Here is a 21,929-nt window from a genome sequence, read left to right as displayed (position 1 = left end):
ATGGCAGGCTCGCGCCGTCGGCTGCTGGCCGGAGCGATGCTGCTGCTGTCGATCTCATTCGGCCCCCCGGTCTTCGCCAGCGATTGCGTTCCGGTGCCGCAGACGGTCGCACCTCTCAGGCTCGCCGCATTGTCTCGCGGCTTCAATGCCGACGGCTGGATCAACGGTGCGGCCCCGAGCCGCGAGTTGTTGCAGCAGCTGCGCAGGGCGGGAATGAGCCATGTCCGGCTGCCGGTGCCGGCCGAGCGCGTGATGCCTGGTTTCGCCGCGAAGGACGAGCGCGAGGCGACGCTGCGCGTGCTCGACCAGGCGCTGAAGCAGCTCACCGCGCTGGGCTACGCCATCTCCGTCGATCTTCATCCCGGCGATCGCTTCAACCGCCTGCACAAGGAAGATCAGGACGCGGCGCTGCGTCAGATGCAGGAGGCCTGGCGCGGCCTTGCCGAGGTCATTCGATCCTATCCGGCCGATCGCGTTTTCGCCGAGCTGCTCAACGAGCCCGATATCGACGCCGACAAATGGCAGACCGAGGTCGAGGCGCTCGCCGCCTTCGTCCGCAACTTGCTTCCCGCCACCACCCTCATCGTCGGTCCGGTCAATTGGCAGCGCGCGGATTCGCTGCCGCGATTCCGTCCGCTGCCCGACCCTGACGTCGTCTACGCCATCCACTTCTATGATCCGATGGTGTTCACCCATCAGGCCCATTGGGACGCGCAGGATCCGCTGCACGACATCATCGATCTGCCTTATCCGATCAATGCCGGCGATCCCAAGGTTCAGGCCCTGCGCCAGGATCTGCAGCTGAGGGGCGCGACCAAGGCGCTCGGCATGCTCGACGTCGCCATTGCCGCCGCCAAGGACAAGCCGGGCGCCGATCGCTGGCTTGCGCCCGCGCTGCAATGGCAGCAGCAATTCGCGCGGCCGATCATCATCAACGAGTTCGGCGTGCTGAAGGCCGGCGCGCCCAGAGCGAGCCGGTTGCGCTGGCTGGCAGAAGTCACCGCTTACGCCCGCGACCATTGCTGGGGCTGGACGCATTGGGAGCTGGCGCAGGGCTTTGGCCTCGTCGACCGCAACACCGGCAGGCCCGATCCCGACGTGATGCGGGCATTGCTCGGCGCGACCCGGCCTGGCCGCCGCTGAAAGCGCGGTCCGCTATCGTTAACGAATCCTTACACATCGCCCCGCTATCGTGCTCGCCGCGCGATGCCAAGGGACGATCGATGAGCGCCGGGGATTCACCGCAGGTTGAGACCGTGCAGGCCGGCCCATCGCCGCCGGCCTGGCGCGAGCTCGTCCTGATTTTCTGCCTGGCCGTGGCAACGATCGGCTCTGCTCCGATCCTGCACCTCGCCGATCCGATCCTCGCCATTGCCGTCGAGGTGCTCGTCGGCATCGCCATCGTCGTCGTGGTCCCGACCTATGCGCCGGCCGTCGCGATCTTCGTCCTGTTCTTCCAGAACCTGGTCGTCTCGATCCTGTCGCCGCTGGTGCCGCTGCCGTCCGATCTCGACTTCATCAAGGGCTACAATTTCCTCGTCTGCTCCGTGATGTGGCTGGCGACGTTCGGGCTCTACGTGCTGGGTCAGAGGAATCAATCGGCCGAGGTGAACCAGATCATGCGCTGGGGTGTCATCACCCTCGCCGTGGTGTCGCTGTATTTCGCTGTCGGCTTCAGCCAGAACGGGCAGCCGGCCGCGGTCTATCTGCGCAACATCGTGCTTCCGCTGTTCCTGTTCCAGCTGTCGCTGCTGACGGCCGCGACCTACGAGGTGCGCATCACGCCGTTCCTGGTGACGGTCGCGGTCGTTCTCATCTCGTGCGGCTATGTCGAATTCGCATTCCGGGATTTCTGGCTGGCCATCACCAACGGCTATACGTTCTGGGGTTTCGACGAGCTCAAGGCAACCCATTCGGGCGTCTGGGAGGCCGAGATGCGGGCCACCGGAAACGTGCCTGTGGACCTCAAGGATCGCTTCAGGTTCGACTTCCTGAACACGCCCCTGCTCGAAGGGTTCGGGCTGTCGAAGATGTTGCGCATCCACGGCCCGAACATGCACCCGATCAGCTTCGCCTACGGGATCGGCTTTCTGGCCCTGTTCCTGTTCTCGGTGGGACGGCCGCTGCTGGCGCTCGCGGCGTTGCCGCTGCTGGTCCTTTGCAGCGTGAAGGGTGCGCTCATTGTGATGGTCTTCGTGGCCGCGGCCTGGATCTCGACCCGGCTGCTCGGCGCCGTGGTGACGCTGCTGCTCGGCTTCCTCGGCCTGATCGCCTTTGCGATCCTGGCGATCCGCGTCGGCCTGCAGATCGGCGACTACCACGTCATTGGCCTGATGGGCGGCCTCAACGGATTCTTGGAGAAACCGTTCGGCCGCGGCCTCGGCGTCGGCGGCAATTTGTCGGACAGCTATTTCTCCATCGACTGGGGCGCGGCGCAGGCGGCCGGAACGATCGATGGCGCGGTCGAAAGCGCGATCGGGGTGCTGCTGTACCAGATGGGTATCGCCGCCTTCGTGCCGCTAGGCTTCTATTTCGCGGTGGCGCTCAAGGCCTGGCGTCTCTACGCCTCGTCAGGCTATCTGACGCAAGGTCTCGCCGGCTTCGGCGTCATGGTCGTGCTGCTCAACGGATTGTTCCAGGAAGAGGCCTTGTTCGCGCCGCTCGCGCTCGGACTCATGCTCTCGCTCGCCGGTCTCGTCATCGGCAGCCATGTGAGAATGCAGAGCGTCGCGCGCGAGGACGCGGAATTCGAGCATCTCACGCGCTACCAGCCCGCGACGTAGTGCGGCACGCCGGCCGCCCTGCTCGACTTGGCTCTTGGGCGCGCGCCCATCCAGGAACTTCCACTTTTTCCCGGCGTTGACCGACGGCCCGCAGCAAGGGCCGATGCGCGATGAAGAACTTTTCCAACGCCGAATTTTCTCCCGAGGTGATCGAGATCATGACGACCGCCCTGGAAGCCGCGGTTGCCACACTGCCCGAGCCCGTGCACGCCTCGCACGTCAACGCGCTCGCGGAATCCATTCTGCGCACGGCTGGCGCGGGCGAGCGCAACGTCGGGAATTTGCAGCGGATCGCTCTGATGGAGCTGCAACTGGCGCCGCGCAAATGACGAGGCCGACATGAAGACGATCCCTGTTGCCGCCATTGCGCTGTCTGTGATGCATTCTGGCGCGAATGCAGACAGCTGGACGAGCTATCGGATTCCCGAGACGAGAACCTCGGTCGACGTTCCCGTCTCGGTTTTCACGGAGATAGCCGGCAAGCCCGATGGTTACGGCCAGCAATTTCGCACTTCCGACGGCAGGGCCGATCTCACCGTCCAGGCCGTTTCCAACCGGGAGGGTCTTCCGCCCGCTGAGTTCCTCGCCAGGAAGGATCCGCCGTCCGGGATCATCTACAAGCGGATCACGCCGAGATTCTTCGTGGTCTCCAGCATCAAGCGCGACAAGATCTGGTACAACCGTTGCAACTTTTCGCGCGGCTACGTGCACTGCGTGCTGATCAATTATCCCGCGGCCGAGAAGCGGCAATGGGATCGCATCGTCACACGGATCAGCCACAGCCTGCGCGCCGACTAAGCGGATGCAGGACCAGCGCCGCCCGGGCAGGCTCGGGCGGCAGGTGGTGAGGTTGTTCTACCGTGCGGTCGTCGACGTGGTCGACATGGTCGGCTTCGAGCCCGGCACGTGCGACATCGTCTTGGTGGTCGAACCGACCTGTTCGCCGGCCTTGACCTTGGTCCGCGTGTGCGAGCGGCTGAACGTGCCGCCCTCATGGGCCTGCGCGCGGGCGTTGGAGTTCATCACCGGCCCGTTGCCCTTGTTCATGCTGACGCCTGTCTGCGTCTTGCCGTTCACGGCCGCGGCGCTGCCACCGGCCGCGATCGACGAGCCGGTGCTGCCCGTCGCCGAGGTGGACGTACCCCCGGTGCCAACCGTCGAGGCCGAGGTGCCGCCCGCCGCGGCCGAGCCGGCGCTTCCGCCCGTGATACTTTTCTGGGCGAGAGCCGGTGAAGCGGCGGCAAGCAGCACTGCGACCGCCGAGGTCGTAAGCAAGGTCCTCATGTTTCAATCCTCTCGATGTATCTTAAGGTGACGAGGTCGAGATCGTGCAGCCGTTGACGGTGATGGTGCTGGCGCTGGTGGTGCCAGGACCACCCGACGTCGACGAGGAGCTCGAGACGCTGCCGCCGCCCGCCTGTACATGCACGGACGATCCGCCGGCCGAGCTCGAGCTCGACAGCGAACCGCTCGATGCCGTTGATCCGGTCGTGCCCGAACCCGACGAGCCGGCCGCGCTGATACTGCCGTCTGCGTGCTTCACCACCGTGACCTTGCAGGTCTCGCCCGATGCCGTCTTGCCAGTCTTTTCCATAGTTTCTGCCGATGCAGCGCTACCCATCAAGGTCAGCGCCATGATCGCAACGATTGACTTGTTCATTGCGGCTCCTCCTCAACATGGACAAAGGGAGCGGCACGTGGCCGCTCCCGGGATCGGACTAGTTCTTGTCCTTCTTCCACTCGTCCTTGTTGTGGCCCTTGCCCTTTTCCATGCCCATGTCGCTGGCATGGCTGCCGGACTTGCCGTCGCCCATGCCGGGCGACTTCGACGCGCCCGATTGACCAACGGTCGAGCCACTGCCTGCGGCCGAGCCGCCGGTGCCGACGCTGGACGAGCTCTTGCCGCCGCCGGCCGATGAGCCACCGGTGCCGAGCGTCGAGGCCGAGCCGCTGCCCGAGCCGCTGCCGGCCGCCGAGCCGCCGGTGCCCACGGTCGAGCTGCTGGTGCCGCCGCCGGCCGACGAGCCGCCGGTGCCGAGCGTCGAGGCAGATCCCGACCCGCTGCCGCCGGCGGAAGAGCCGCCGGTACCGACCGTCGAGCTGCTGGTGCCGCCGCCGGCCGACGAACCGCCGGTGCCGATCGTCGAGCTCGATTGCGCCACGGCGAGCGCCGTTCCGGCGAGCAGCGCGGCCGCAGCCGCAGAAAGTTTCAGGATCCTCATCTCTGTCTCCTCCAGGGTGTTTTCCAAAAACAGATTGCCAAATCAGGCTCGGGATAAATTGGCAATCGCGCAAACGTTCCTCATGTCGGACATGCTGACGCAATGAATCAGCAGCCATGCGAAGTTCCTCGGCGCGAGGGCCAGGCATCGCTTTCATTCATTCATTGTTCATGTGCGTGACTGCGAGTGTGCGCGTTGTGCGCCCTCTACCGAGTCCTGCTTCGGTCAGAACGCCCCGACCATCACCTGACGATCGTTGAACCGGTGTGAAGACTCCGTACGCGCTGTCCGCTTCGAGCGAAGGCTGGTTGCGCGAACAGCGTTGGGCTGAGATACGGCCATGATTTTCATGTCCGGCTTCTCCGGCGTCGCCATCGCGAACGCTTGGCTGGCATGATCGGCTTGCCGCTCGGTCGCGAGCAAGGGGGAGGAGACGGCGGTCGCGATCTGAGTGGACGTGTCGAAGACGATCTTCTCGGGCAAGGCGCGCGCTGAGTGGATGCGAATGATGCTGCGATCGACATCGGGCCCTGTAGAAAGCTCGACGAGCGGTGGCAGAGAGCGATCGAGTGCGAACAGCAAAGCCAGGATGAAGCAGCTCGCAAACATGACATATCGAACGATCGGCATCGGGCGCCACCGGGCAATGAAGCAATTGGAAATGCACGGCGGGCCGCTCCTCCACGGCCCGCCGCGGCGGCGTTAGTCCACCTGCTGGACGACCATGCGGGTCTCGGGATCGACCAGCATCACGTGGCTGCCCGAATAGACGTAACGATATTTGGTGAGCGACGGGCCCCAGTCGCTCGGAACGGCCGCGAGTTCGACGTCGCGCGGCACCGGCGAGCCAACCACGATCTTCTCGCGCGTTTCGACCGGGCGGATCTTGCGTTCGGTGATGTAGGACCGGATCTTGGTGCGATATTCCGGTTCGATCTGCACGGTTGCGCCATGCCCGGCGCCGGTCGTCGTGGTCACTGTGGTCTGCGCCATCGCGCTGGTCGACACGAGCAGAGCAGCGGCCGATATCAGCATGAATCTTTTCATACGCATTCTCCCTCGCCGCTGTATGCGGCGCTGCGATGAACTCGCCATCAGCCAGCCAGTTCCGTTCGCGGCGGAACGTTTGCCGTTTTATCCCGTTGCGTTTCGGGAGCAGCTGATTGGAGAGAGGAAAATGCCGATATTGATTCTCTGGGCCGTGCCCGCCATCCTGATCGTCGGCGGCGGCATTTATCTCATCGGCCACCTGCACTGAATGCGAAGGCCCCGGCTTCGGTGATGAAGAAGCCGCGGCGGCTGCAAGATGGGTCGGTGCGCGAAGCGGCGAGGCAGGCAGCGGCCGCTCGTCAATCAACTGCGTTTGATTGATTGGATCAGGTCCCAGCGGTTGCCGCAGAGATCCTCGAAAACTGCCACGATGCCATAGGCCTCATGTCGTGGCGCTTCGACGAAACGCACGCCGGCGGCGATCATGCGTGCATGGTCGCGCTCGAAATCATCCGTTTCCAGAAACAGGAAGACGCGCCCGCCGGTCTGGTCGCCGATGCGCGACGTCTGCGCCGGACCGTCCGCCCGCCAGGAGCAGGCCAGAACCAAGTTGGCCCCGCGGCCGCACGACCACCCAGCGCTTACCGCCGCCGAGCGGCGTGTCCTCGCAAAGCTCGAAATTCAGAGCATGCGTGAAGAAGGCAACCGCTTCGTCATAGTCTGCGACCACGAGACTGACGAGGGATAGATGCTGATTCATCGCGCGGCCCTGCGAATGGCGGCAATCTCGCCGTCTGGAAGACCAGGATAGCACGACATGAGTTCAGTCGCGCGATCGCCGAAGGTCGCGCCAATCGGCCGGGCCCCCCCAAGCACGAGGTCGCAATTGTGTTCTGACTAGGCTCTTACTGAGTTAAAAGAGCAGGCAATCCAACGGTCGCCGATTTGCGCCTGAACCGCGACGGCATGGGTAGGAGATGGCTCGTGCCTTACGACAAGAAAGCCCTTCAGATACTTCTCGATGCCTATTGGTCGCCACGGGGCTGGAAGCGGGACGAGGCGGTCGGTCGGGCGGATTTCGAACATGCCCGTCAAGCCGGTTTCATGTTCGATTCCGTCACCGTGACGCATGACGACATCGTTGCGCAGCTCGTCTCCGTTCGTGCCCGCATGAATCTGGAAAAAGTCGCCGACGCCTTCCTGGCCAGCCTCAGCACCCGCCGGCTCGAGTTGCGCTCGGCGCTGGGCAGCTTCTCCTGTGCCGCGCAGTTTCCTCTTCATGGCCTTCTCGAACAGACAGCTCGTCGAGTGCCCAGCGGTCGGCTGCACTGCCGCATCTGCGGCCGCTACGGTTATGCGAACCCCGAGCAAGAGGATCTCAACATGCTGAGCTTCGAGAGATGGAAATGGGGCGGCATTCGTCACGTCGATCCCCTGTACTGCTGGTTCGACCTGACACAGTTCGAAAAGGCTGATTTGGTCGAGCCGACAGAGCAGGATTGTTCGATTCTGGCAGAGATCATCGACATTGCCTCCGGCCTCACTCCGGACGCGAGGCCGAATGAGCTGGAAAAGCGTATCGGCAAGGTGATCAAGTCGAACCGCGCCGAGCGATGCGTCCTCATCCAGATTCTCGGCTATTGCGGCGTCCTCAAACCGGCGGGCCGCAGCGGCTTTCTGCAGGCCTTTACGCCGGACGCGCTTCGGGACCGGCCTGCCGATCACACCAATGACTGGGCCTATCCGGTCATCTGGTGGCGCGGCGCGGATGGCATCGACATCGGTGTGCTCAGCCACCTCTTTCCGAAAGTTGCAGCTATGGTCTGAGCACCTGGAAATCACGACGGGCCGCATCCCCCGGCCCGCACGTTCATCTGCCGACGCTGACCCAATCCTGGACCTTCTTCCGCCATTCCTCATCGAATCGCAAGGCGAGTTCGTTGGCAGCGTTTGGTGAGAGAAGCTGGTCAATTGCGGACGCTTGGACCTCGCCGACGTCGGATATGTCGGTGTATTCGAGGCTCGCCAGTCGCTGGCCCAAAGGCGGATGCGTGGAGTCGGGATCGTGCTCGCGGCCCAGACTGGCGGCGGTCATGGGGCCGGGCGCTCTTATGGTTGCGATCTGATCCGAGATTCGCGCGAACGGCGGTGATGGCGCCTTGATTGCGCCGAGCACCTCCTTCTGCAGCGGGGCGAATATGAGATCGGTCAGACGTGTTCCAAAAACCTCCACCATCACCAGCGCGCGTGCCATCTCCCCGCGTCCAACCTGCTCGGCCGCTTCGAGATCGGCGGCAAGCTCGTTCTCCCGCGACAACGCGCGGTATTCCTTCTCGAGCCTTTCGAGCAGGGAATGGAGGAGGATGCGGACAATATATCCGGTAACGGTCTGCTCCGGATCGGCGTAGAAGAAAACGTTCTCCGCTGCCGTCATGAAATCCGCGAGGTTGGTGCCTCCCGAAGTGTGCCGAAGCCGGGCGTGCGCCACTTCATGAGCGATAACGGCACGAACCGCCCGCTGATCCAGGATCATCAACAATGGCAGACCAACGGTCATCGTGACGTGCTGCCCGAACAATCCGGCATACCGGCTCGTTTCCGAGATCGAAGCGTTGAAATCGGTGTCGACCAGCAGAGTGCGGTTCGATCGGACAAAGCTGCGATCGAGCTCCTTCCATACCGCCCATAGCCCCGGGGCAGTCTCCTCGTCGGCCTCGAAGCTGCGATGCTTGCGCGAAGGCAGGAACAGGAGCCCGATGGCGAGAGCCATCGCGGCCATGAAGGATTGTGAACACGATCGGTGCCGTGGCCAGCGCCGCAATCGTGTACCGGTCCATGATCATAAGCCAGCTGGCGAGGATCGTGCAGGCCAGCGCGACGACGGGAAGGACCGCATAGCGGCCAAGGCGGAGGATGATTTGCAGGACGAGGCGTTTCATCCGCGTGTCGGCAGCGCAGCGCCTCAGATCATGCCTTGCCGCACGAGCTGTTGCTCTGATGCAAGCTGGCGACGTCGGCACGGCCCTGGCTTTCCGTGACCTGAATCAACGTGATTGCACCGGGCGTGATGATTCCCATCTGCGGCTGGGCGGAGAGATAGGTGGTGCTGCCGGCGCGCAGATCGACGCTCACCTTCTCGCTTCCCTGCCCGAACAGATTGCTGCTCAGCGGAAGATTATTGACCGCAACCTCGTGGCGGCCCGGAGGCAGGTCGCAGGCCAGGAAACCCGCAGCCTGACTGCCTCCAACGGAGCGTCCGTCGACCGAATAGCTTGGCTGGATCGCGAAACCCAGGGCGGATGAGCGATAGACCACCAGCCGCGCATTATTTGCCTTGACGTTATCTGTCAGAGCCGTGCTGCCCATCGGCCCTGACGCACACCCCGCAAGCAAGAAAGCCGCAACGAAGATCCCCGGACGCAAGCCCATTCCAACCCCCTGATTCAGTCCAACAGTCCCCGGGGGGATCATTGGCGGGGGTGGTGCGCGAAGTCAATCGCGACTTCTGGTCGTGCCGCGCCAGCTCATGTCACCGCCACCCCAGCGCCGGCGCGACGTGCTTCAGGATAGCCTCGATCGCATGCGCGCAATAATCGACGCCGAGCTGGTTCGGGATCGTCAACAGCAGCGTGTCCGCCTCCGCGATCGCTTCGTCCTGCCGCAACTGCTCGACCAGCACGTCCGGCTCGGCCGCATAGCTCCGGCCGAAGATGGCGCGGGTCTGCGGATCGATGAAGCCGATCTGGTCCTCGCCGCCGCGCTCGGCGCCGAAATAGGCGCGGTCGCGATCGTTCATCAGCACGAAGATGCTGCGGCTGACGGAGACGCGGGGCTCGCGGGCGTGACCGGCTTCCTTCCACGCCGCGCGAAAGCTACGGATTTGCGCCGCCTGCTGCACGTGGAAGGCTTCGCCGGTCTCGTCGTTCTTCAGCGTCGAGCTCTGCAGGTTCATGCCGAGCTTGGCCGCCCACACCGCCGTCGCGTTCGAGCCGGCGCCCCACCAGATCCGCTCGCGCAGGCCCTGCGCATGCGGCTCCAGGCGCAACAGGCCCGGCGGGTTCGGAAACATCGGCCGCGGATTTGGCTCGGCAAATCCTTCGCCGCGCAAGAGGTCGAGGAACACCTCGGCATGGCGCCGCCCCATGTCGGCATCGCTCTGGCCTTCGGCCGGGCGATAACCGAAGTAGCGCCAGCCGTCGATCACCTGCTCGGGTGAGCCGCGGCTGATGCCGAGTTGCAGCCGGCCGCCGGCGATGAGGTCGGCGCTTCCGGCGTCCTCCACCATGTAGAGCGGGTTCTCGTAGCGCATGTCGATCACGGCCGTGCCGATCTCGATGCGGCTCGTCTTGGCGCCGACCGCCGCGAGCAATGGAAAGGGCGACGCGAGCTGCCGGGCGAAATGATGCACGCGGAAATAGGCGCCGTCGGCCCCTAACTGCTCGGCCGCGACGGCAAGCTCGATCGATTGCAGCAGCGTGTCGCTGGCGGAGCGGGTCTGCGATTGCGGCGAGGGCGTCCAGTGCCCGAAGGAGAGGAATCCGATCTTTTTCATGCGGGCAATTTAGGGATGACCGGAAGAGTTTGCGAGACGCCAGAATAGGGAAAATGCCTGTGGAGCCGTCAGATCTCGCACCCGGTCAAATTCAGCGCCTTGAGCAAGCCGCCGAACGCCTTGAGCCGACAGGGCTCGGACTCGCCGGCGGCTCTTGCACGCTGAACATTGGCTGTTCGCTTGACGACGGTCACCTTTGGCTTCGGCTTGGGACGTTCGACGGTCGCCTTCGACTTAACATCGTGCCGAGGACGGACAATCGGTGCCGGCGCGGATGAACCGACACGGACGTCTTGGGGAGCAACGGGGCTTTCGCCCGAAGCTGCCTCCGCCGGCATCGCGCCGCCCGTAGCTGCAATTTCGAGGCGATCGGCCTTCGCCAGCGCATCGTGCGAAGCAGAGATGCGCGCGCGCTGCTCGGCAGGCGGCTGGACGATCGCGACCGCGCGACGCGGTGGGGCGCTCAGTTCCATTGCCGAGAGCATTCCCACGCTCAACAGGATGACGAGGCCCAACAACGCCATTCTCAGCATAACGCGCCTCTAACCTCAGTTAGCGCCGCTGAACATTCTCCGCGCCAATAAGGCAGCTTTGCCGGCGGCTGGCGGCCTGCGGCGAATCATTTGCCGACAGGGTTAACGGCGGTGATCAGATGTCGGTTGGGGGCGCGTTCGCGGTCGGCGGCGGCGGCTTACTTTTCGTTTTCTTCCGCTTGCTCTCGCTCCAGGTCACCGATCAGCCTGCCAATGCGCTGCGTGGTCGTGGGATCTTTCGCTCCTCGCAGCAGACGCCTGGATTGCTCCAAACGAAAAGCGACCTGCTCTTGGCGGGCGAGTTGGTCTTCCATCATGTGTTCTTCCTCCAGGGAGGAAGACGATTGGCAGGGCCAATGGTTCAAATCTATTGCCTGGAACGATATCTCGTTATGGTTGTTGTCCTGGCGGATCCTCGACCGTGGCGGGATTGAAGACAGAAGTCAGCAGAGCAAAATGGTGAGATCCCTGTCATCCCTCGCGATCTTCATGCTCCTCGGTGCGGCGGTGATCGCTTTGCCGCCTTTTGCTCCAAAAGTGCAGGCGGACGAGCTCGTGGCGCTGGCCAAAGGCGACCGACTCGAAATCCGAGCAGCTTTCCCGGATTGCTCGGCACAGGTCTGGCCGGACTTTTCCACGTCCTGTTTGCGACACGCCGGCTCTGGAACGAAGATTCAGGAAGCTCGCCTCGTGACTGCCCGGCGATAGTTCGGTCCTCGTTCAATCCGCTCGCCTGCGGGATCAGCCCAGGCCCCAGCTCTTCCCGTCCAAACCAGCCTGGTCGGCATCGGACAATCGCACTGAGACGAGGCACCGCAGACGCGGCGAATTGGCTGGCCTTCTTCGCTCGAAAAGCGCAGCAATGGGCGCGGCGTCGGTCCGGGGCAATCGGTTTACGAGCATTCGCGGGTGCCGAGACTCCCTCGGCCCACCGAGAGAGAGCGAGATCCCCATGTCGATAGAGCCAATCCAGGTGCCGAACGTTCTCATCGTCGAGGACGAGATGATCCTGCGGATGCGTGCGGTCGACATCGTGGAGGATGCCGGGCTCTGTCCCATCGAGGCGATCAATGCCGACGAGGCAATCTCGGTTCTGGAGTCCCGATCGGACATCTCACTGCTGCTGACCGACATTCAAATGCCGGGAAGTATCGATGGCCTCAAGCTCGCCCATGCGGTGCACGAGCGCTGGCCCTCGATCAAGATCATTCTGGTGTCCGGCCAGGTCAAGCCGTCCGAGGCGGAACGGCCGGCGAACAGCAGATTTTTCGGTAAACCGCTCAGTGTCGAGCAAATGATCACCGAGCTCAAGACCATGGTGGGCGCGGGTGCTTTGCAGATCGTTCCGACGGCAGGCGACTGGACGCTCGATGGCGCGTCCGACGCGGCGCGCGCCTCCCCCTCCCGGTCGGAGCAGGAGGCTTCCCTGTCTGCCGAGAACGACAGCCTTCGCTTGCTGCTCGAACAGGCCGAGATCGATGCGCGGGCCCTGATCATTCAGGCCGGCATCGATGCCGAGCAGCGAAGTGCCGCCGACAAATTGCAGAAGCTGATCCTCGGCGAGCTTCATCATCGCGTCAAGAATACGCTTGCCATGGTGAGTGCGATCGCATCCCAGAGTTTTCGCGGAGCGCCGAGCATCGAGCACGGACAGAAGGCCATGGAGGGCAGGCTGCTCGCATTGGGGCGAGCCCATGATCTGCTGATGCAGGTAAGTTGGGCCGATGCGAGCCTGACCCACACGCTGAGCAGCGCAACGGAGCCCTACGACAGTCAGGGCGGCAGACGCTTCCACTTCAATGGACCGGATATCAGGATTACCTCCGTCGCCGTCATTGCGCTTGCGATGACGTTCAACGAACTCTGCACCAACACCACCAAGTTCGGCGCGCTGTCCGTCCCGACAGGCCGCGTCGAGATTTCGTGGGCGATCGATGAGTCGAAGCAGAGGCTTCGCCTGGTCTGGACTGAAAGGGGCGGTCCCCCGGTCGAGCCGCCCACACGGCGGAGCTTCGGCACCCGGATGATGGGGTCTCTGGGCCAGCAACTGACCGGGCAGGTGAGCCTTGCATATGAGCGGGGCGGATTCGTTTACGCCCTGGACGTGCCGCTCGGCTCGATCGCCGCGGTCGCGTGAGTCAGCTGGCCCGCGTGCCGAATTGCCTGAGCATGTAGGCGGCGTTCTCGAGGATCATAGCCTGTTGCGTCGCCTCTGCACGCTCCTCGCCGAGCGGCATGTTCCGGGCTCTGTCGCGAGCGTCCGATGCCTTGACGTCCAGCTTGCACGCCAGGGACGGCTGAGCCGGCGCCGCCCGGCGGCGCCGTTTGTCGGCCTGAGCAGATGGTGCGGGTCCGTCCAGGTGATCTACCATTGAAGCAGCATCGCAAAGGCGATCGGCAGCACGAAATAGATCGGTCGCAGCACGGGCGGAACGAGCCACTCGTTGATGATGGACGGGGAGATCCGTGACATGTTGACCGCCTCTTGGTCGCGGCGGGAGCCTGACGCTCTCAGTCACCGATAATAGCCGAGGGGCGTGCGGTGATATCGTTGATATGGCGTTCCATGCCCGGAATAGCCAGAGCAGCGCGACAATTTAGGTGCGCGATGCTGTCCATGCATCGGCTTTTCGGCGCGTTGCCGCTGGCCGATTGCCCGAGAATCCGACAAAAAAGGCCGCGGATTGCTCCGCGACCTCGTGCATCGGCTCACTTCGTCTCTCAGTAGGTGCCGATCCCGACGCTCACGCCGGGAGCGCGGATGCCGACGCCGCCGCGGTCTTCATAGCCATAGCCGCGCCGCTCGATGTAGCGCTCACGTGGTGCATATCCGTAGGCATCGCGCCCTTCGCGGATGATGACGCGCCTTTCGCTACGTTGGCGCCAGCACCGACCGTCCTCGTTGCAGACCATGCGAACATTCTGAAGGCTGTTTTCCGGCGTGGGCGGTGTGCCGAGGGAAAGCGGGGCTGCCGATGCCGCGGTCACGATAAGCGTACTGGCTGCGGCTGCTAGAACTGTGAGAATTCTCATGATGTATCTCCCAAAAGAAGAAAGAAGCTTGTGTCAGTGAGCCAATAGACTCGCGGAACGATGGTTCCGCGAGCGCAGGAAGAAACTCCTCCGCGGAATGGCTCGCTACGCTCGGCGGCCTCTCGCCGCAGAAGGCGCTCGCAATCGGTTCATGCCCCGACGCAAGCTCTCGCCGCTTCGCTTCACCAGGTGCATCGGATCGCGCAATGCATCCTGCATTGCATTCATCGCCTAAGCGTTCTCGCTCCGGCCTGTTTACGCTGCGAGAAAGGCGCTCATGTCTTGCGGAATCCTGCGACGAATCTCACAGGAACGTTTGCACGCGGCTTTGATTGGCATGTCATCGTCAACCGGAGTTTGAACCATGCGAAAGACAATCTTCTCAGTGGCCATGTGTGCGTTGCTTGCCGGCGCGTCGATCGGTTTCGCCCATGCGCAGGCCGGCGGTGCAGGGGGCGCAGGAGGAGCGGCCGGCGGGGGTGCGAGCGCGGGAGCCGGAGGAACCGGCGACGGTTCGGGTAGCGGAACGAGCGGCGCGGCCGGAACGGGGGCGGGCGGTGGTGCAACGGGCGGCGCAGCCGCAGGATCCAGCGCGGGTACCAGCGGGAATAGCGCGGGTAGTGCCGGGCAGGGCGGCCCTCAGACCATCCGTCCTGGCGGGTCCAACGATCCGACCCGACGGTAACCAAGATCCTCGCCCTGTGATCTGAAGAAGGGGAAGCTGCGGGTTCATCTCAGCAGCTTCCCAACGAGGTGTCGCCAGACGCGGGCGGCAATGAGCCTCCCGGCCGCTCATCATGGGCTGAACAGACTGCGGAGAAACCGCTCCTTTTCGCCAGGCGCGTAACCCTGAGAAGCACCATAATACGGCTCAGTCGCGCCAGGGTAGACCGGGGCGCCTTGGTGCGTCGGCCGAGGTGCTGCGTAGGCGAAACCTGAAGTGGGACCCAGCGCGATCACGCTCTGATGGGAATGAACAATGGTGTTCCGCCGGTGCCCGTGATGCGGCTGTGCCGCGTCGGCAACGCCGCCCAAGGTGATCAGGAGACTCAAGGCCAGAATGAATCGCATCGCTATTTCTCCAAGTTCTTCGCTTGGTTACTTGGCGCCCAGCCCCGGCGTTCCAACACATGGCGGTCTCACGATTGGTCACATCCCTGGCATCACGAACGTCCGTCTCCCTTCGTCATGGCCGAGCCCCTGACGCAACCAAGTTCATGATGCCCGGCCGGGTTAACGAAGCCGTGCCGCCTCACGCGTAGGCGACCCAGCCGCGGAAGGTGAAGCCGGTATAGAACAGGGCGGGCTCGGCAAAGCCGGCCTCGCGCAGGATGGCCTCGTCCTCGGCCGGCGTGAGGATCTCCAGATGATGGGTGACGGCGTCTCGCGCGGCTGCCGCCTTGTCGGGCTCGACGCCGGAGAAGGCCAGGAACGCGGAATATCGCGACAGCCATCGCGCGCGTTCCTCGTCGCCATCGGGCGCGCTCAAATGCGCGACCACGAATGGCGCGCGCGGTTTGAGGCGGCGGCGGATTTCCGAAGCAATGCGGCGCCGCTCCGCGATATCGACGAAGTGCAGGGTTAGCAGGCAGCTGGCGCCGTCGAACGGTCCTTCCGGCGCGTCGTCGATGTAACCTTGATGCAGGCGCGCGCGCGATGCGAGCGGTCCCAGGGTTTGCCCGGCGAGCGCCAGCATCGCAGCGGAGGGGTCTACGCCGTCGAAGCTCCAGCGCGGCTGCGCCTGCGCAAACATTCTCAATTCGAGACCCCCGCCGGCGCCGAGCACGAGGATGCGCGCATCCTCACGTGCGCGCTCGGCCAGCAGGATCGCCGCCATCGACAGCATGGCGTTGTAGCCGGGCACGAAGCGCGGCGGTCCTTCGGTGTAGTTCGCCACGGCTTGCGGATCGGAGAACATGGCTTGAATGTCGGTCATGGTGTTGTCCTTGCCGGATCGTGCGCGCTATGCGTGATGCGCGCTCATGCCGTGAGGCTTGCGGGAGCCGAGGCGCTTGCGCAGATCCTCGCCCAGCATTTTCAGCGTCACCTCGCCGAGGCGCGCCAGCAGCAACGCCTCGGCAGCGCCAAAGGCCTGATCGAGCGCGGCATTGACGGCCTGCTCGACGAGGCAGCCGGGCGCCTCGGTCCGGTTGCCCATCGCCAGCAGCGAGGGACTGCCGAGCGCGGCATAGACGTCGCGCAGCGTCACCTTCGAAAGATCGCAGGCAAGCGTCCAGCCGCCGCCGTGGCCCTTCTCCGAGCGCACATAACCAAGCTCCCTCAGGCCCGCCATGATGCGGCGGATCACCACGGGGTTGGTGTCCATGGCTTTCGCAAGGGTCTCGGACGTGAACGGCCCAGGCTGCTGCGCCATGTGCAAGAGGACATGCAGCACGCCCGATAATCGGCTGTCTCGTTTCATGTAACTTCATATGTTACATGATGGCGGGAAAGTCAACCTTGCGCGGAGCGGCAGCGCGGTGCGCCCTGTTTTGCCCGACGAAGCAACAGGCTCTTGTTCGGCACATCAGTCGCGTGGGGCGAGCCCTAAGTCATTGATCCTGCTGGCTCGGTCTACTGTGCATGGGGTTGTTTTCGACATTTTCGCAGGCCTGAAGCATCGGCGGCGGCCTGGCATGCTGATTTGTCACGGTGACGGCCCCATGCGCGAGAGGCAACATTCGGTCGGGGCGAGGCATGGACTTTTCGTCCTGTCCCTCACACGGCGCCCGTTTTCATCAGTCCATTTTTCGGAGGCGCGTCATGCAGGTTTACAACGTGGTGAAGTTCAAGGTGAAGCAGGGCGAGGAGGCCGCCTTCCTCGACGCGCATCGCAACGGCAAGGCCAGATGGCCCGGCCTCGAGCATGGCGTCATCGTCAAGACCGGCGAGCAGACCTACTGTCTGATCGGCACCTGGGCCAGCCAGGATGCGATGGCCGCGGCGCGTCCTGCGATGATCAAGACCCTCGACAGCTTCAGGTCGGTGCTCGAAGACCAGGGCAACGGACGCGGCGTAACCGACGCCGTGTCGGGCGAGGTCGTGCTGGCTCTTTAAAGCATGATCCGGAAAAGTGCGCAGCGGTTTTCCGCAAAGATCATGCTTAGACAATAACCTAAAGCGCGATGACGATTCATCCTCATCGCATCGCGCTTTAAGACGAGCTAACCGCTACTTCATCACCCGCACGCCCTTGGTCGTGAACTTCTGCGTCTTGCCGCCGGGGCGCACTGGCCGCCGCGTGCCGGCGGCCTTGCCGGTGCCGGGCGGCTGGTGTGCCGGCACGAGCTGGTGGGGCTGCGAGCCGATCAGGTCGCGGCGGCCCATCTCGATCAGGGCCTCACGCAGCACCGGCCAGTTGTCGGGATCGTGGTAGCGCAGGAAGGCCTTGTGCAGGCGGCGCTGGCGCAGGCCCTTGATGGCCTCGACCTTGTCGCTGCCGCCGTGGCGCACGCCGCGCAGTGGATTGACGCCGGTGTGGTACATCGCGGTCGCCGTCGCCATCGGCGAGGGCAGGAAGGTCTGCACCTGATCGGCGCGATAGCGGTTCTTCTTGAGCCAGAGCGCGAGGTTCATCATGTCCTCGTCGGTCGTGCCCGGATGCGCCGCGATGAAATAGGGGATCAGGTAATATTTCTTGCCGGCCCGCTCCGCCGCCTCGTCGAACATCCGCTTGAACTTGTTGTAGGCACCGATGCCCGGCTTCATCATCTTGTCGAGCGGGCCGCGCTCGGTGTGCTCAGGCGCGATCTTGAGGTAGCCGCCGACGTGATGGGTGACGAGCTCCTTGATGTATTCCGGGCTCTCGACGGCGAGATCGTAGCGCACGCCCGAGGCGACCATCACTTTCTTGATGCCCTTGGTCTCGCGCACCTTGCGATAGAGCCGGATGAGGTCGTCATGCGAGGTGTTGAGGTTGGGGCAGATCTCGGGGAAGACGCAGGACGGCCGCCGGCACGCCGCCTCGACCTTGGGGTCCTTGCACGCCATCCGGTACATGTTGGCGGTGGGGCCGCCGATGTCGGAGATCACGCCGGTGAAGCCCGGCGTCTTGTCGCGGATCTTCTCGATCTCGCGAAGAATAGAACCCTCGGAGCGGTTCTGGATGATGCGGCCCTCGTGCTCGGTGATCGAGCAGAAGGTGCAGCCGCCGAAGCAGCCGCGCATGATCGTGACCGAGAACTTGATCATCTCCCAGGCGGGAATCTTGGCATCGCCATAGGAGGGATGCGGCGCGCGCGCGTAGGGCAGGTCGTAGACCGCATCCATCTCGTCGCTGGTCAGCGGGATCGGCGGCGGGTTGAGCCAGAGATCGCGGTCGCCGTGACGCTGCACCAGCGGCCGCGCATTGCCGGGATTGCTCTCCCGATGCAGCACGCGTGAGGCCCTTGCATAGGCCTCGCGGTCCTGCTCGACCTGCTCCAGCGCCGGCAGCCGGATCACGGTCGCGCCCTTCTGGCGCGTTGCGCCCTCGTCGGCGGAATCGAGATCGTCGGCGTGCAGCTCGGTGTAATCCTCCGGCACCTTGCGGAACAGCGCGACGCCCCTGATGTCGTCGAGCGCGCGCGGCGCTTCGCCGGCGGCGAGCCGCTGCGCGACTTCGACCACGGCGCGCTCGGCATTGCCGTAGAGCAACAGATCGGCCTTGGCGTCGGCCAGCACCGAGCGGCGCACCTTGTCGGACCAATAGTCGTAATGCGCGATCCGGCGCAGCGAGGCCTCGATGCCGCCGAGCACTACGGCTACGTCCTTGAACGCCTCGCGGCAGCGCTGGGCGTAGACGACGGTGCAGCGGTCCGGCCGCTTGCCGCCTTCGCCGCCGGCCGTATAGGCGTCGTCATGGCGCAGGCGGCGATCCGCGGTGTAGCGGTTGACCATGGAATCCATGTTGCCGCCGGTGACGCCGAAGAAAACCTTTGGCTTGCCCAACGCCTTGAACGGCTCGGCCGAGTGCCAATCGGGCTGCGAGATGATGCCGACCCGAAAGCCTTGCGCCTCCAGCAGGCGGCCGATGATCGCCATGCCGAAGCTCGGATGGTCGACGTAAGCATCGCCCGTCACCAGCACGATATCGCAGGCGTCCCAGCCGAGCGCATCCATCTCGGCGCGGCTCATGGGGAGGAACGGCGCCGGCTTGCGCGGTTGGGCCTGGGCCATCAGGGGCTTTGCGGCGGTGGCGATCTGGGTGTCCATGGCGGATACGCATAGGACTCCGGGCTCCCGAATACAACCGACGGAGGCGTGAAAGATCGAAGGTTCCCGGGCCGCCAGGAACCATCCGTCTTCGTGGACATTCTGGTGGAGGGTTGCGGCGAGCCCGGCTCGCGCGCGCTCGCGACGTCCGTTTGTGGCGATGGGGGAGCTGTGAGCACAGTCATAGAGAACTTGCTGTTGCGGAAGCAGAAGCTCGTGGAACAGCTCGAAAAGGCGCCGTCGGTCGAGGATCGCGACAAGATCGAGCACCAGCTCGAACAGATCAACACCGCGCTGGATTTCCTGGACAGGCCGGGCTCGAGGGACGCGAAATAGTCGCGCTCAATCCGCTTTCAGCGTCTCGACCCTCAAGGCCTTGGCATAGACCACGCCCGAATTGGTGATGTGCGTGGTCATCAATTCCTCGAAGGCGGCGAGCTCGCCGCGCCCGAACAGATCGAGCAGCCTGCGATGCTCGTCGAACGAGGTGCGGGTCCTGACGTCGATCGGGGAGGTCAGATTGGTGCGGAGCGCGGCGACGCGGCCGGAGACCAGCTGATAGGATTCGGCGAGATAGCGGTTGCCGCAATGGGCAAACAGCGCCTCGTGAAAAGCGGCATCGGCGCGCCCATAGGCGATGTTGTCCTTCGCCGTGACCGCCGGCTCCATCGCCGCGATCGCCTCGCTCATCGAGGCGATTGCGCCGTCGCGATCGTGACGATAGGCGAGCTCGGCCGCCTTGGGCTCGAGCGCGATGCGGAAGGTGCAGAGCGCGTTGATGTCGTCCGCACTCGGCGTGAACACGAAGCTGCCGACCTGCGGGCGGATCACCACGAGGCCTTGCGCCTGCAGCTGGCCCATGGCCTCGCGCACCGGCGTGCGGCTGACGCCGAAGGAATTGGCCACCATCTCCTCGGAGATGGCGGCGCCGAGCGCGAACTCGCCGTCGATGATCGCCTGGCGCAGCCGCTGCATCACCCGCTGCGACAGCGATTTCGGCGTATCGAGCTTGAGCGAGCGCATTTGCGTGTCTCAGATCACCTTGCCGGGATTGAGCAGCTGATCGGGATCGAGCGCCGCTTTCAGCGTCCGCATCAGCGCGATCTCGGCTTCGCTGCGGGCATGGCCCAGCCATTTCTTCTTCAACGTGCCGATGCCGTGCTCTGCGGAGACGCTGCCGCCGAGCTCGCGGACGAGACCATAGATGATCGTGTCCATCTCTTCCTTCGGCTGCTGCTCGACGGGGAGGCCGGCGACCCATGAGACCAGATGCAGATTGCCGTCGCCGATATGGCCGTAATAGACGCTCTCGCAACCCTTGATGCCGTCAGCGAGCGCGGCCTTGCAGCGCGTGACGAACTCGTCCATCCGCGCCACCGCAAGGCCGATATCGTAGGAGATGTGCGGCCCCAGCACCTGGCCGAACTCGGCGCAGATGTCGCGCACGCGCCAGAACGCCTGCGTCTGCGCCAGCGACTGCGCCACGGCGGCATCGGCCAGCAGCCCGCGCTCCATCAGCTCTTCGAGCCAGGCCTGGAAGCGCGGCGCATCCACGCTCTCGTCGGTGCCCTGCGCCTCCACCAGCACGTAGAGACCGTGGCCGGCGGTGACCGGCGGCTTCACGCCGGCCCGATTCGTGATGACGTCCCAATAGTCCGGCCACATCACCTCGAAGGCCGACAGCAGCGGGCCGAGCCCGCTGCGCGCCGCGCCGAGCAGCGCGACCACGGCGGCATAGTCCTTCAGCGCGCAGAGCGCGGCCATGGTCGAGCGCGGCTTCGGGAACAGCTTCAGCACCACGCGGGTGATGATGCCGAGCGTGCCTTCGGAGCCGATGAAGAGGTGCTTGAGGTCATAGCCGGCGTTGTTCTTCATCAGCTTGTTGAGGCCGGTGATGATGCTGCCGTCGGGCAGCACGACTTCGAGCCCGAGCACCAGCTCGCGCGTCATGCCGTAGCGGATCACGCGGTTGCCGCCGGCATTGGTGGAGAGATTGCCGCCGATCGCGCAGGAGCCGCGCGAGCCGAGGTCTAGCGGAAAGAAGAAGCCGGCCTCGTCCGCGGCCTTCTGGATCGTCTCCAGCGGCGTTCCCGCTTTCACCGTCATCGTTGCGGAGGCCGCATCGATCTCCTCGATGCCGGTCATGCGCTCCAGCGAGATCGCGACCCAGCCGGCTTCGGGCGAGGCGCCGCGGCACAGTCCGGTCAGTCCGCCCTGCGGCACGAACGGCAGATGTGCCTGCCGGCAGGTGGCAACCGCGTCGGCCACGCCTTGCGCATCGACGGGGCGGATCACCGCGAGCGGCGTCTGCGGCAGGCTCGCGCTCCAGTCGTTGCAATTGCGCGCCGGCACGTCGGTGCCGATCAGCACGGCAGCCGCGCCGAGCTTGTCGCGCAGCGCACCGAGCAATTGCTCGGGTCGCCCGATGGGGGTCACCATGTTCATGCGAGACCTCCTCGGAAGCTGGCCGCGCCTCATGCGCGCCTTCGCGGTGGAAAGGGTTTGCGTATGTCTTGTATGTAAGGTACAAGACGAAAAGTAAAGCAAAAACAAGGCCTGAGGAAGCCGCGGAAGATCGTTGAAGATCAGTGGCTTAGTTCGGGGTTGAAGCAAAGGGCAGTGT

At 64.4% G+C, this 21,929-nt stretch carries 26 protein-coding genes and 1 pseudogene; 10 read left to right on the top strand and 17 right to left on the bottom strand.

The annotated features are described in order from the left end of the window. From AC066S_RS09405 to AC066S_RS09390, 4 genes are all read left to right on the top strand, one after another. Positions 1-1,143, top strand: a complete 1,143-nt coding sequence (locus tag AC066S_RS09405) for a glycoside hydrolase family 5 protein (RefSeq protein ID WP_478269599.1) — start codon at positions 1-3, stop codon at positions 1,141-1,143. 80 nt (positions 1,144-1,223) lie between these two features. Then, positions 1,224-2,783: a hypothetical protein gene (locus tag AC066S_RS09400; RefSeq protein WP_478269494.1), complete on the top strand. Its 1,560-nt coding sequence runs from the start codon at positions 1,224-1,226 to the stop codon at positions 2,781-2,783. Between the two features lie 158 nt (positions 2,784-2,941). After that, positions 2,942-3,112, top strand: coding sequence for a hypothetical protein (locus tag AC066S_RS09395; protein WP_478269493.1), 171 nt, complete (start codon positions 2,942-2,944; stop codon positions 3,110-3,112). Positions 3,113-3,122: 10 nt separating this feature from the next. Then, a complete protein-coding gene (locus AC066S_RS09390) occupies positions 3,123-3,581 on the top strand; it encodes a hypothetical protein (RefSeq protein ID WP_478269492.1) in 459 nt (152 codons plus the stop codon). 57 nt (positions 3,582-3,638) lie between these two features. Here the strand turns inward: AC066S_RS09390 and AC066S_RS09385 are convergent, their stop codons facing one another. The 5 genes from AC066S_RS09385 to AC066S_RS09365 all read right to left on the bottom strand — a co-directional run bounded on the left by AC066S_RS09385 (position 3,639) and on the right by AC066S_RS09365 (position 6,052). Beyond that, positions 3,639-4,067, bottom strand: a complete 429-nt coding sequence (locus AC066S_RS09385) for a hypothetical protein (RefSeq protein ID WP_478269491.1) — start codon at positions 4,065-4,067, stop codon at positions 3,639-3,641. Positions 4,068-4,089: 22 nt separating this feature from the next. Then, the gene (locus tag AC066S_RS09380) at positions 4,090-4,443 is read right to left on the bottom strand and encodes a hypothetical protein (RefSeq protein ID WP_478269490.1); all 354 of its coding nucleotides are present in this window, start codon (positions 4,441-4,443) and stop codon (positions 4,090-4,092) included. A 58-nt stretch (positions 4,444-4,501) separates the two neighbouring features. Beyond that, positions 4,502-5,005 (bottom strand): hypothetical protein, encoded by a 504-nt coding sequence (locus AC066S_RS09375; protein WP_126260257.1) that lies wholly within the window; start codon positions 5,003-5,005, stop codon positions 4,502-4,504. Between the two features lie 225 nt (positions 5,006-5,230). Next, positions 5,231-5,635 carry a hypothetical protein gene (locus AC066S_RS09370; RefSeq protein ID WP_126260258.1) on the bottom strand — a complete coding sequence of 135 codons (405 nt, stop codon included), beginning with the start codon at positions 5,633-5,635 and terminating at the stop codon, positions 5,231-5,233. Positions 5,636-5,707: 72 nt separating this feature from the next. Continuing rightward, entirely contained in the window at positions 5,708-6,052 is a 345-nt protein-coding gene (locus tag AC066S_RS09365) for a DUF1236 domain-containing protein (protein WP_126260259.1), read from the bottom strand. On the opposite strand from AC066S_RS09365, the gene AC066S_RS09360 reads away from it, so the two are divergent. Continuing rightward, positions 6,039-6,263 carry a hypothetical protein gene (locus tag AC066S_RS09360; RefSeq protein ID WP_126260260.1) on the top strand — a complete coding sequence of 75 codons (225 nt, stop codon included), beginning with the start codon at positions 6,039-6,041 and terminating at the stop codon, positions 6,261-6,263. The genes AC066S_RS09365 and AC066S_RS09360 overlap by 14 nt on opposite strands. A 95-nt stretch (positions 6,264-6,358) precedes the next feature. On the opposite strand, the pseudogene AC066S_RS09355 reads toward AC066S_RS09360, so the two are convergent. Next, a pseudogene (locus tag AC066S_RS09355) lies at positions 6,359-6,755 on the bottom strand (VOC family protein). Positions 6,756-6,979: 224 nt separating this feature from the next. On the opposite strand from AC066S_RS09355, the gene AC066S_RS09350 reads away from it, so the two are divergent. After that, on the top strand, positions 6,980-7,822 hold the full coding sequence (locus AC066S_RS09350; protein WP_126260262.1) for a hypothetical protein: 843 nt from the start codon (positions 6,980-6,982) through the stop codon (positions 7,820-7,822). Positions 7,823-7,865: 43 nt separating this feature from the next. Here the strand turns inward: AC066S_RS09350 and AC066S_RS09345 are convergent, their stop codons facing one another. From AC066S_RS09345 to AC066S_RS09325, 5 genes are all read right to left on the bottom strand, one after another. Continuing rightward, positions 7,866-8,774 carry a M48 family metallopeptidase gene (locus AC066S_RS09345; RefSeq protein ID WP_245481479.1) on the bottom strand — a complete coding sequence of 303 codons (909 nt, stop codon included), beginning with the start codon at positions 8,772-8,774 and terminating at the stop codon, positions 7,866-7,868. Between the two features lie 188 nt (positions 8,775-8,962). Further along, complete coding sequence (locus tag AC066S_RS09340; protein WP_126260263.1) at positions 8,963-9,424, bottom strand: DUF2846 domain-containing protein; 462 nt, start codon at positions 9,422-9,424, stop codon at positions 8,963-8,965. 100 nt (positions 9,425-9,524) lie between these two features. Continuing rightward, positions 9,525-10,547 carry an LLM class flavin-dependent oxidoreductase gene (locus tag AC066S_RS09335; protein WP_478269489.1) on the bottom strand — a complete coding sequence of 341 codons (1,023 nt, stop codon included), beginning with the start codon at positions 10,545-10,547 and terminating at the stop codon, positions 9,525-9,527. Positions 10,548-10,615: 68 nt separating this feature from the next. Then, a complete protein-coding gene (locus tag AC066S_RS09330; RefSeq protein WP_478269488.1) occupies positions 10,616-11,080 on the bottom strand; it encodes a hypothetical protein in 465 nt (154 codons plus the stop codon). A 158-nt stretch (positions 11,081-11,238) separates the two neighbouring features. Continuing rightward, positions 11,239-11,397 (bottom strand): hypothetical protein, encoded by a 159-nt coding sequence (locus AC066S_RS09325; protein ID WP_164718904.1) that lies wholly within the window; start codon positions 11,395-11,397, stop codon positions 11,239-11,241. Between AC066S_RS09325 and AC066S_RS09320 the strand changes: the two genes are divergently transcribed. Beyond that, positions 11,396-11,788: a hypothetical protein gene (locus tag AC066S_RS09320; protein WP_349644827.1), complete on the top strand. Its 393-nt coding sequence runs from the start codon at positions 11,396-11,398 to the stop codon at positions 11,786-11,788. The two genes, AC066S_RS09325 and AC066S_RS09320, sit on opposite strands and share 2 nt — an antisense overlap. A gap of 244 nt (positions 11,789-12,032) precedes the next feature. Next, positions 12,033-13,217, top strand: a complete 1,185-nt coding sequence (locus tag AC066S_RS09315; RefSeq protein WP_126260382.1) for an HWE histidine kinase domain-containing protein — start codon at positions 12,033-12,035, stop codon at positions 13,215-13,217. A 584-nt stretch (positions 13,218-13,801) separates the two neighbouring features. Here the strand turns inward: AC066S_RS09315 and AC066S_RS09310 are convergent. The 3 genes from AC066S_RS09310 to AC066S_RS09300 form a co-directional block, all read right to left on the bottom strand. Further along, positions 13,802-14,113: a hypothetical protein gene (locus AC066S_RS09310; RefSeq protein WP_126260267.1), complete on the bottom strand. Its 312-nt coding sequence runs from the start codon at positions 14,111-14,113 to the stop codon at positions 13,802-13,804. 1,252 nt (positions 14,114-15,365) lie between these two features. Further along, positions 15,366-16,049 (bottom strand): class I SAM-dependent methyltransferase, encoded by a 684-nt coding sequence (locus AC066S_RS09305; protein WP_478269487.1) that lies wholly within the window; start codon positions 16,047-16,049, stop codon positions 15,366-15,368. A 27-nt stretch (positions 16,050-16,076) separates the two neighbouring features. Continuing rightward, positions 16,077-16,535: an Rrf2 family transcriptional regulator gene (locus AC066S_RS09300; RefSeq protein WP_126260269.1), complete on the bottom strand. Its 459-nt coding sequence runs from the start codon at positions 16,533-16,535 to the stop codon at positions 16,077-16,079. 341 nt (positions 16,536-16,876) lie between these two features. On the opposite strand from AC066S_RS09300, the gene AC066S_RS09295 reads away from it, so the two are divergent. Further along, positions 16,877-17,170: a DUF718 domain-containing protein gene (locus AC066S_RS09295; RefSeq protein WP_126260270.1), complete on the top strand. Its 294-nt coding sequence runs from the start codon at positions 16,877-16,879 to the stop codon at positions 17,168-17,170. A gap of 114 nt (positions 17,171-17,284) precedes the next feature. Here the strand turns inward: AC066S_RS09295 and AC066S_RS09290 are convergent, their stop codons facing one another. Continuing rightward, on the bottom strand, positions 17,285-19,306 hold the full coding sequence (locus AC066S_RS09290) for a YgiQ family radical SAM protein (RefSeq protein WP_478269486.1): 2,022 nt from the start codon (positions 19,304-19,306) through the stop codon (positions 17,285-17,287). Positions 19,307-19,399: 93 nt separating this feature from the next. Between AC066S_RS09290 and AC066S_RS09285 the strand changes: the two genes are divergently transcribed. Next, entirely contained in the window at positions 19,400-19,642 is a 243-nt protein-coding gene (locus tag AC066S_RS09285; protein WP_478269485.1) for a hypothetical protein, read from the top strand. Between the two features lie 6 nt (positions 19,643-19,648). On the opposite strand, the gene AC066S_RS09280 is transcribed toward AC066S_RS09285, so the two are convergent. Further along, entirely contained in the window at positions 19,649-20,329 is a 681-nt protein-coding gene (locus tag AC066S_RS09280; RefSeq protein ID WP_126260272.1) for a GntR family transcriptional regulator, read from the bottom strand. 9 nt (positions 20,330-20,338) lie between these two features. Further along, positions 20,339-21,751, bottom strand: coding sequence for an FAD-binding oxidoreductase (locus tag AC066S_RS09275; RefSeq protein WP_478269484.1), 1,413 nt, complete (start codon positions 21,749-21,751; stop codon positions 20,339-20,341). Between the last annotated feature and the right edge of the window lie 178 nt (positions 21,752-21,929).

The organism is Bradyrhizobium sp. CFUWI (genome assembly GCF_056429085.1).
This window is presented reverse-complemented; position numbering and strand designations above follow the sequence as displayed.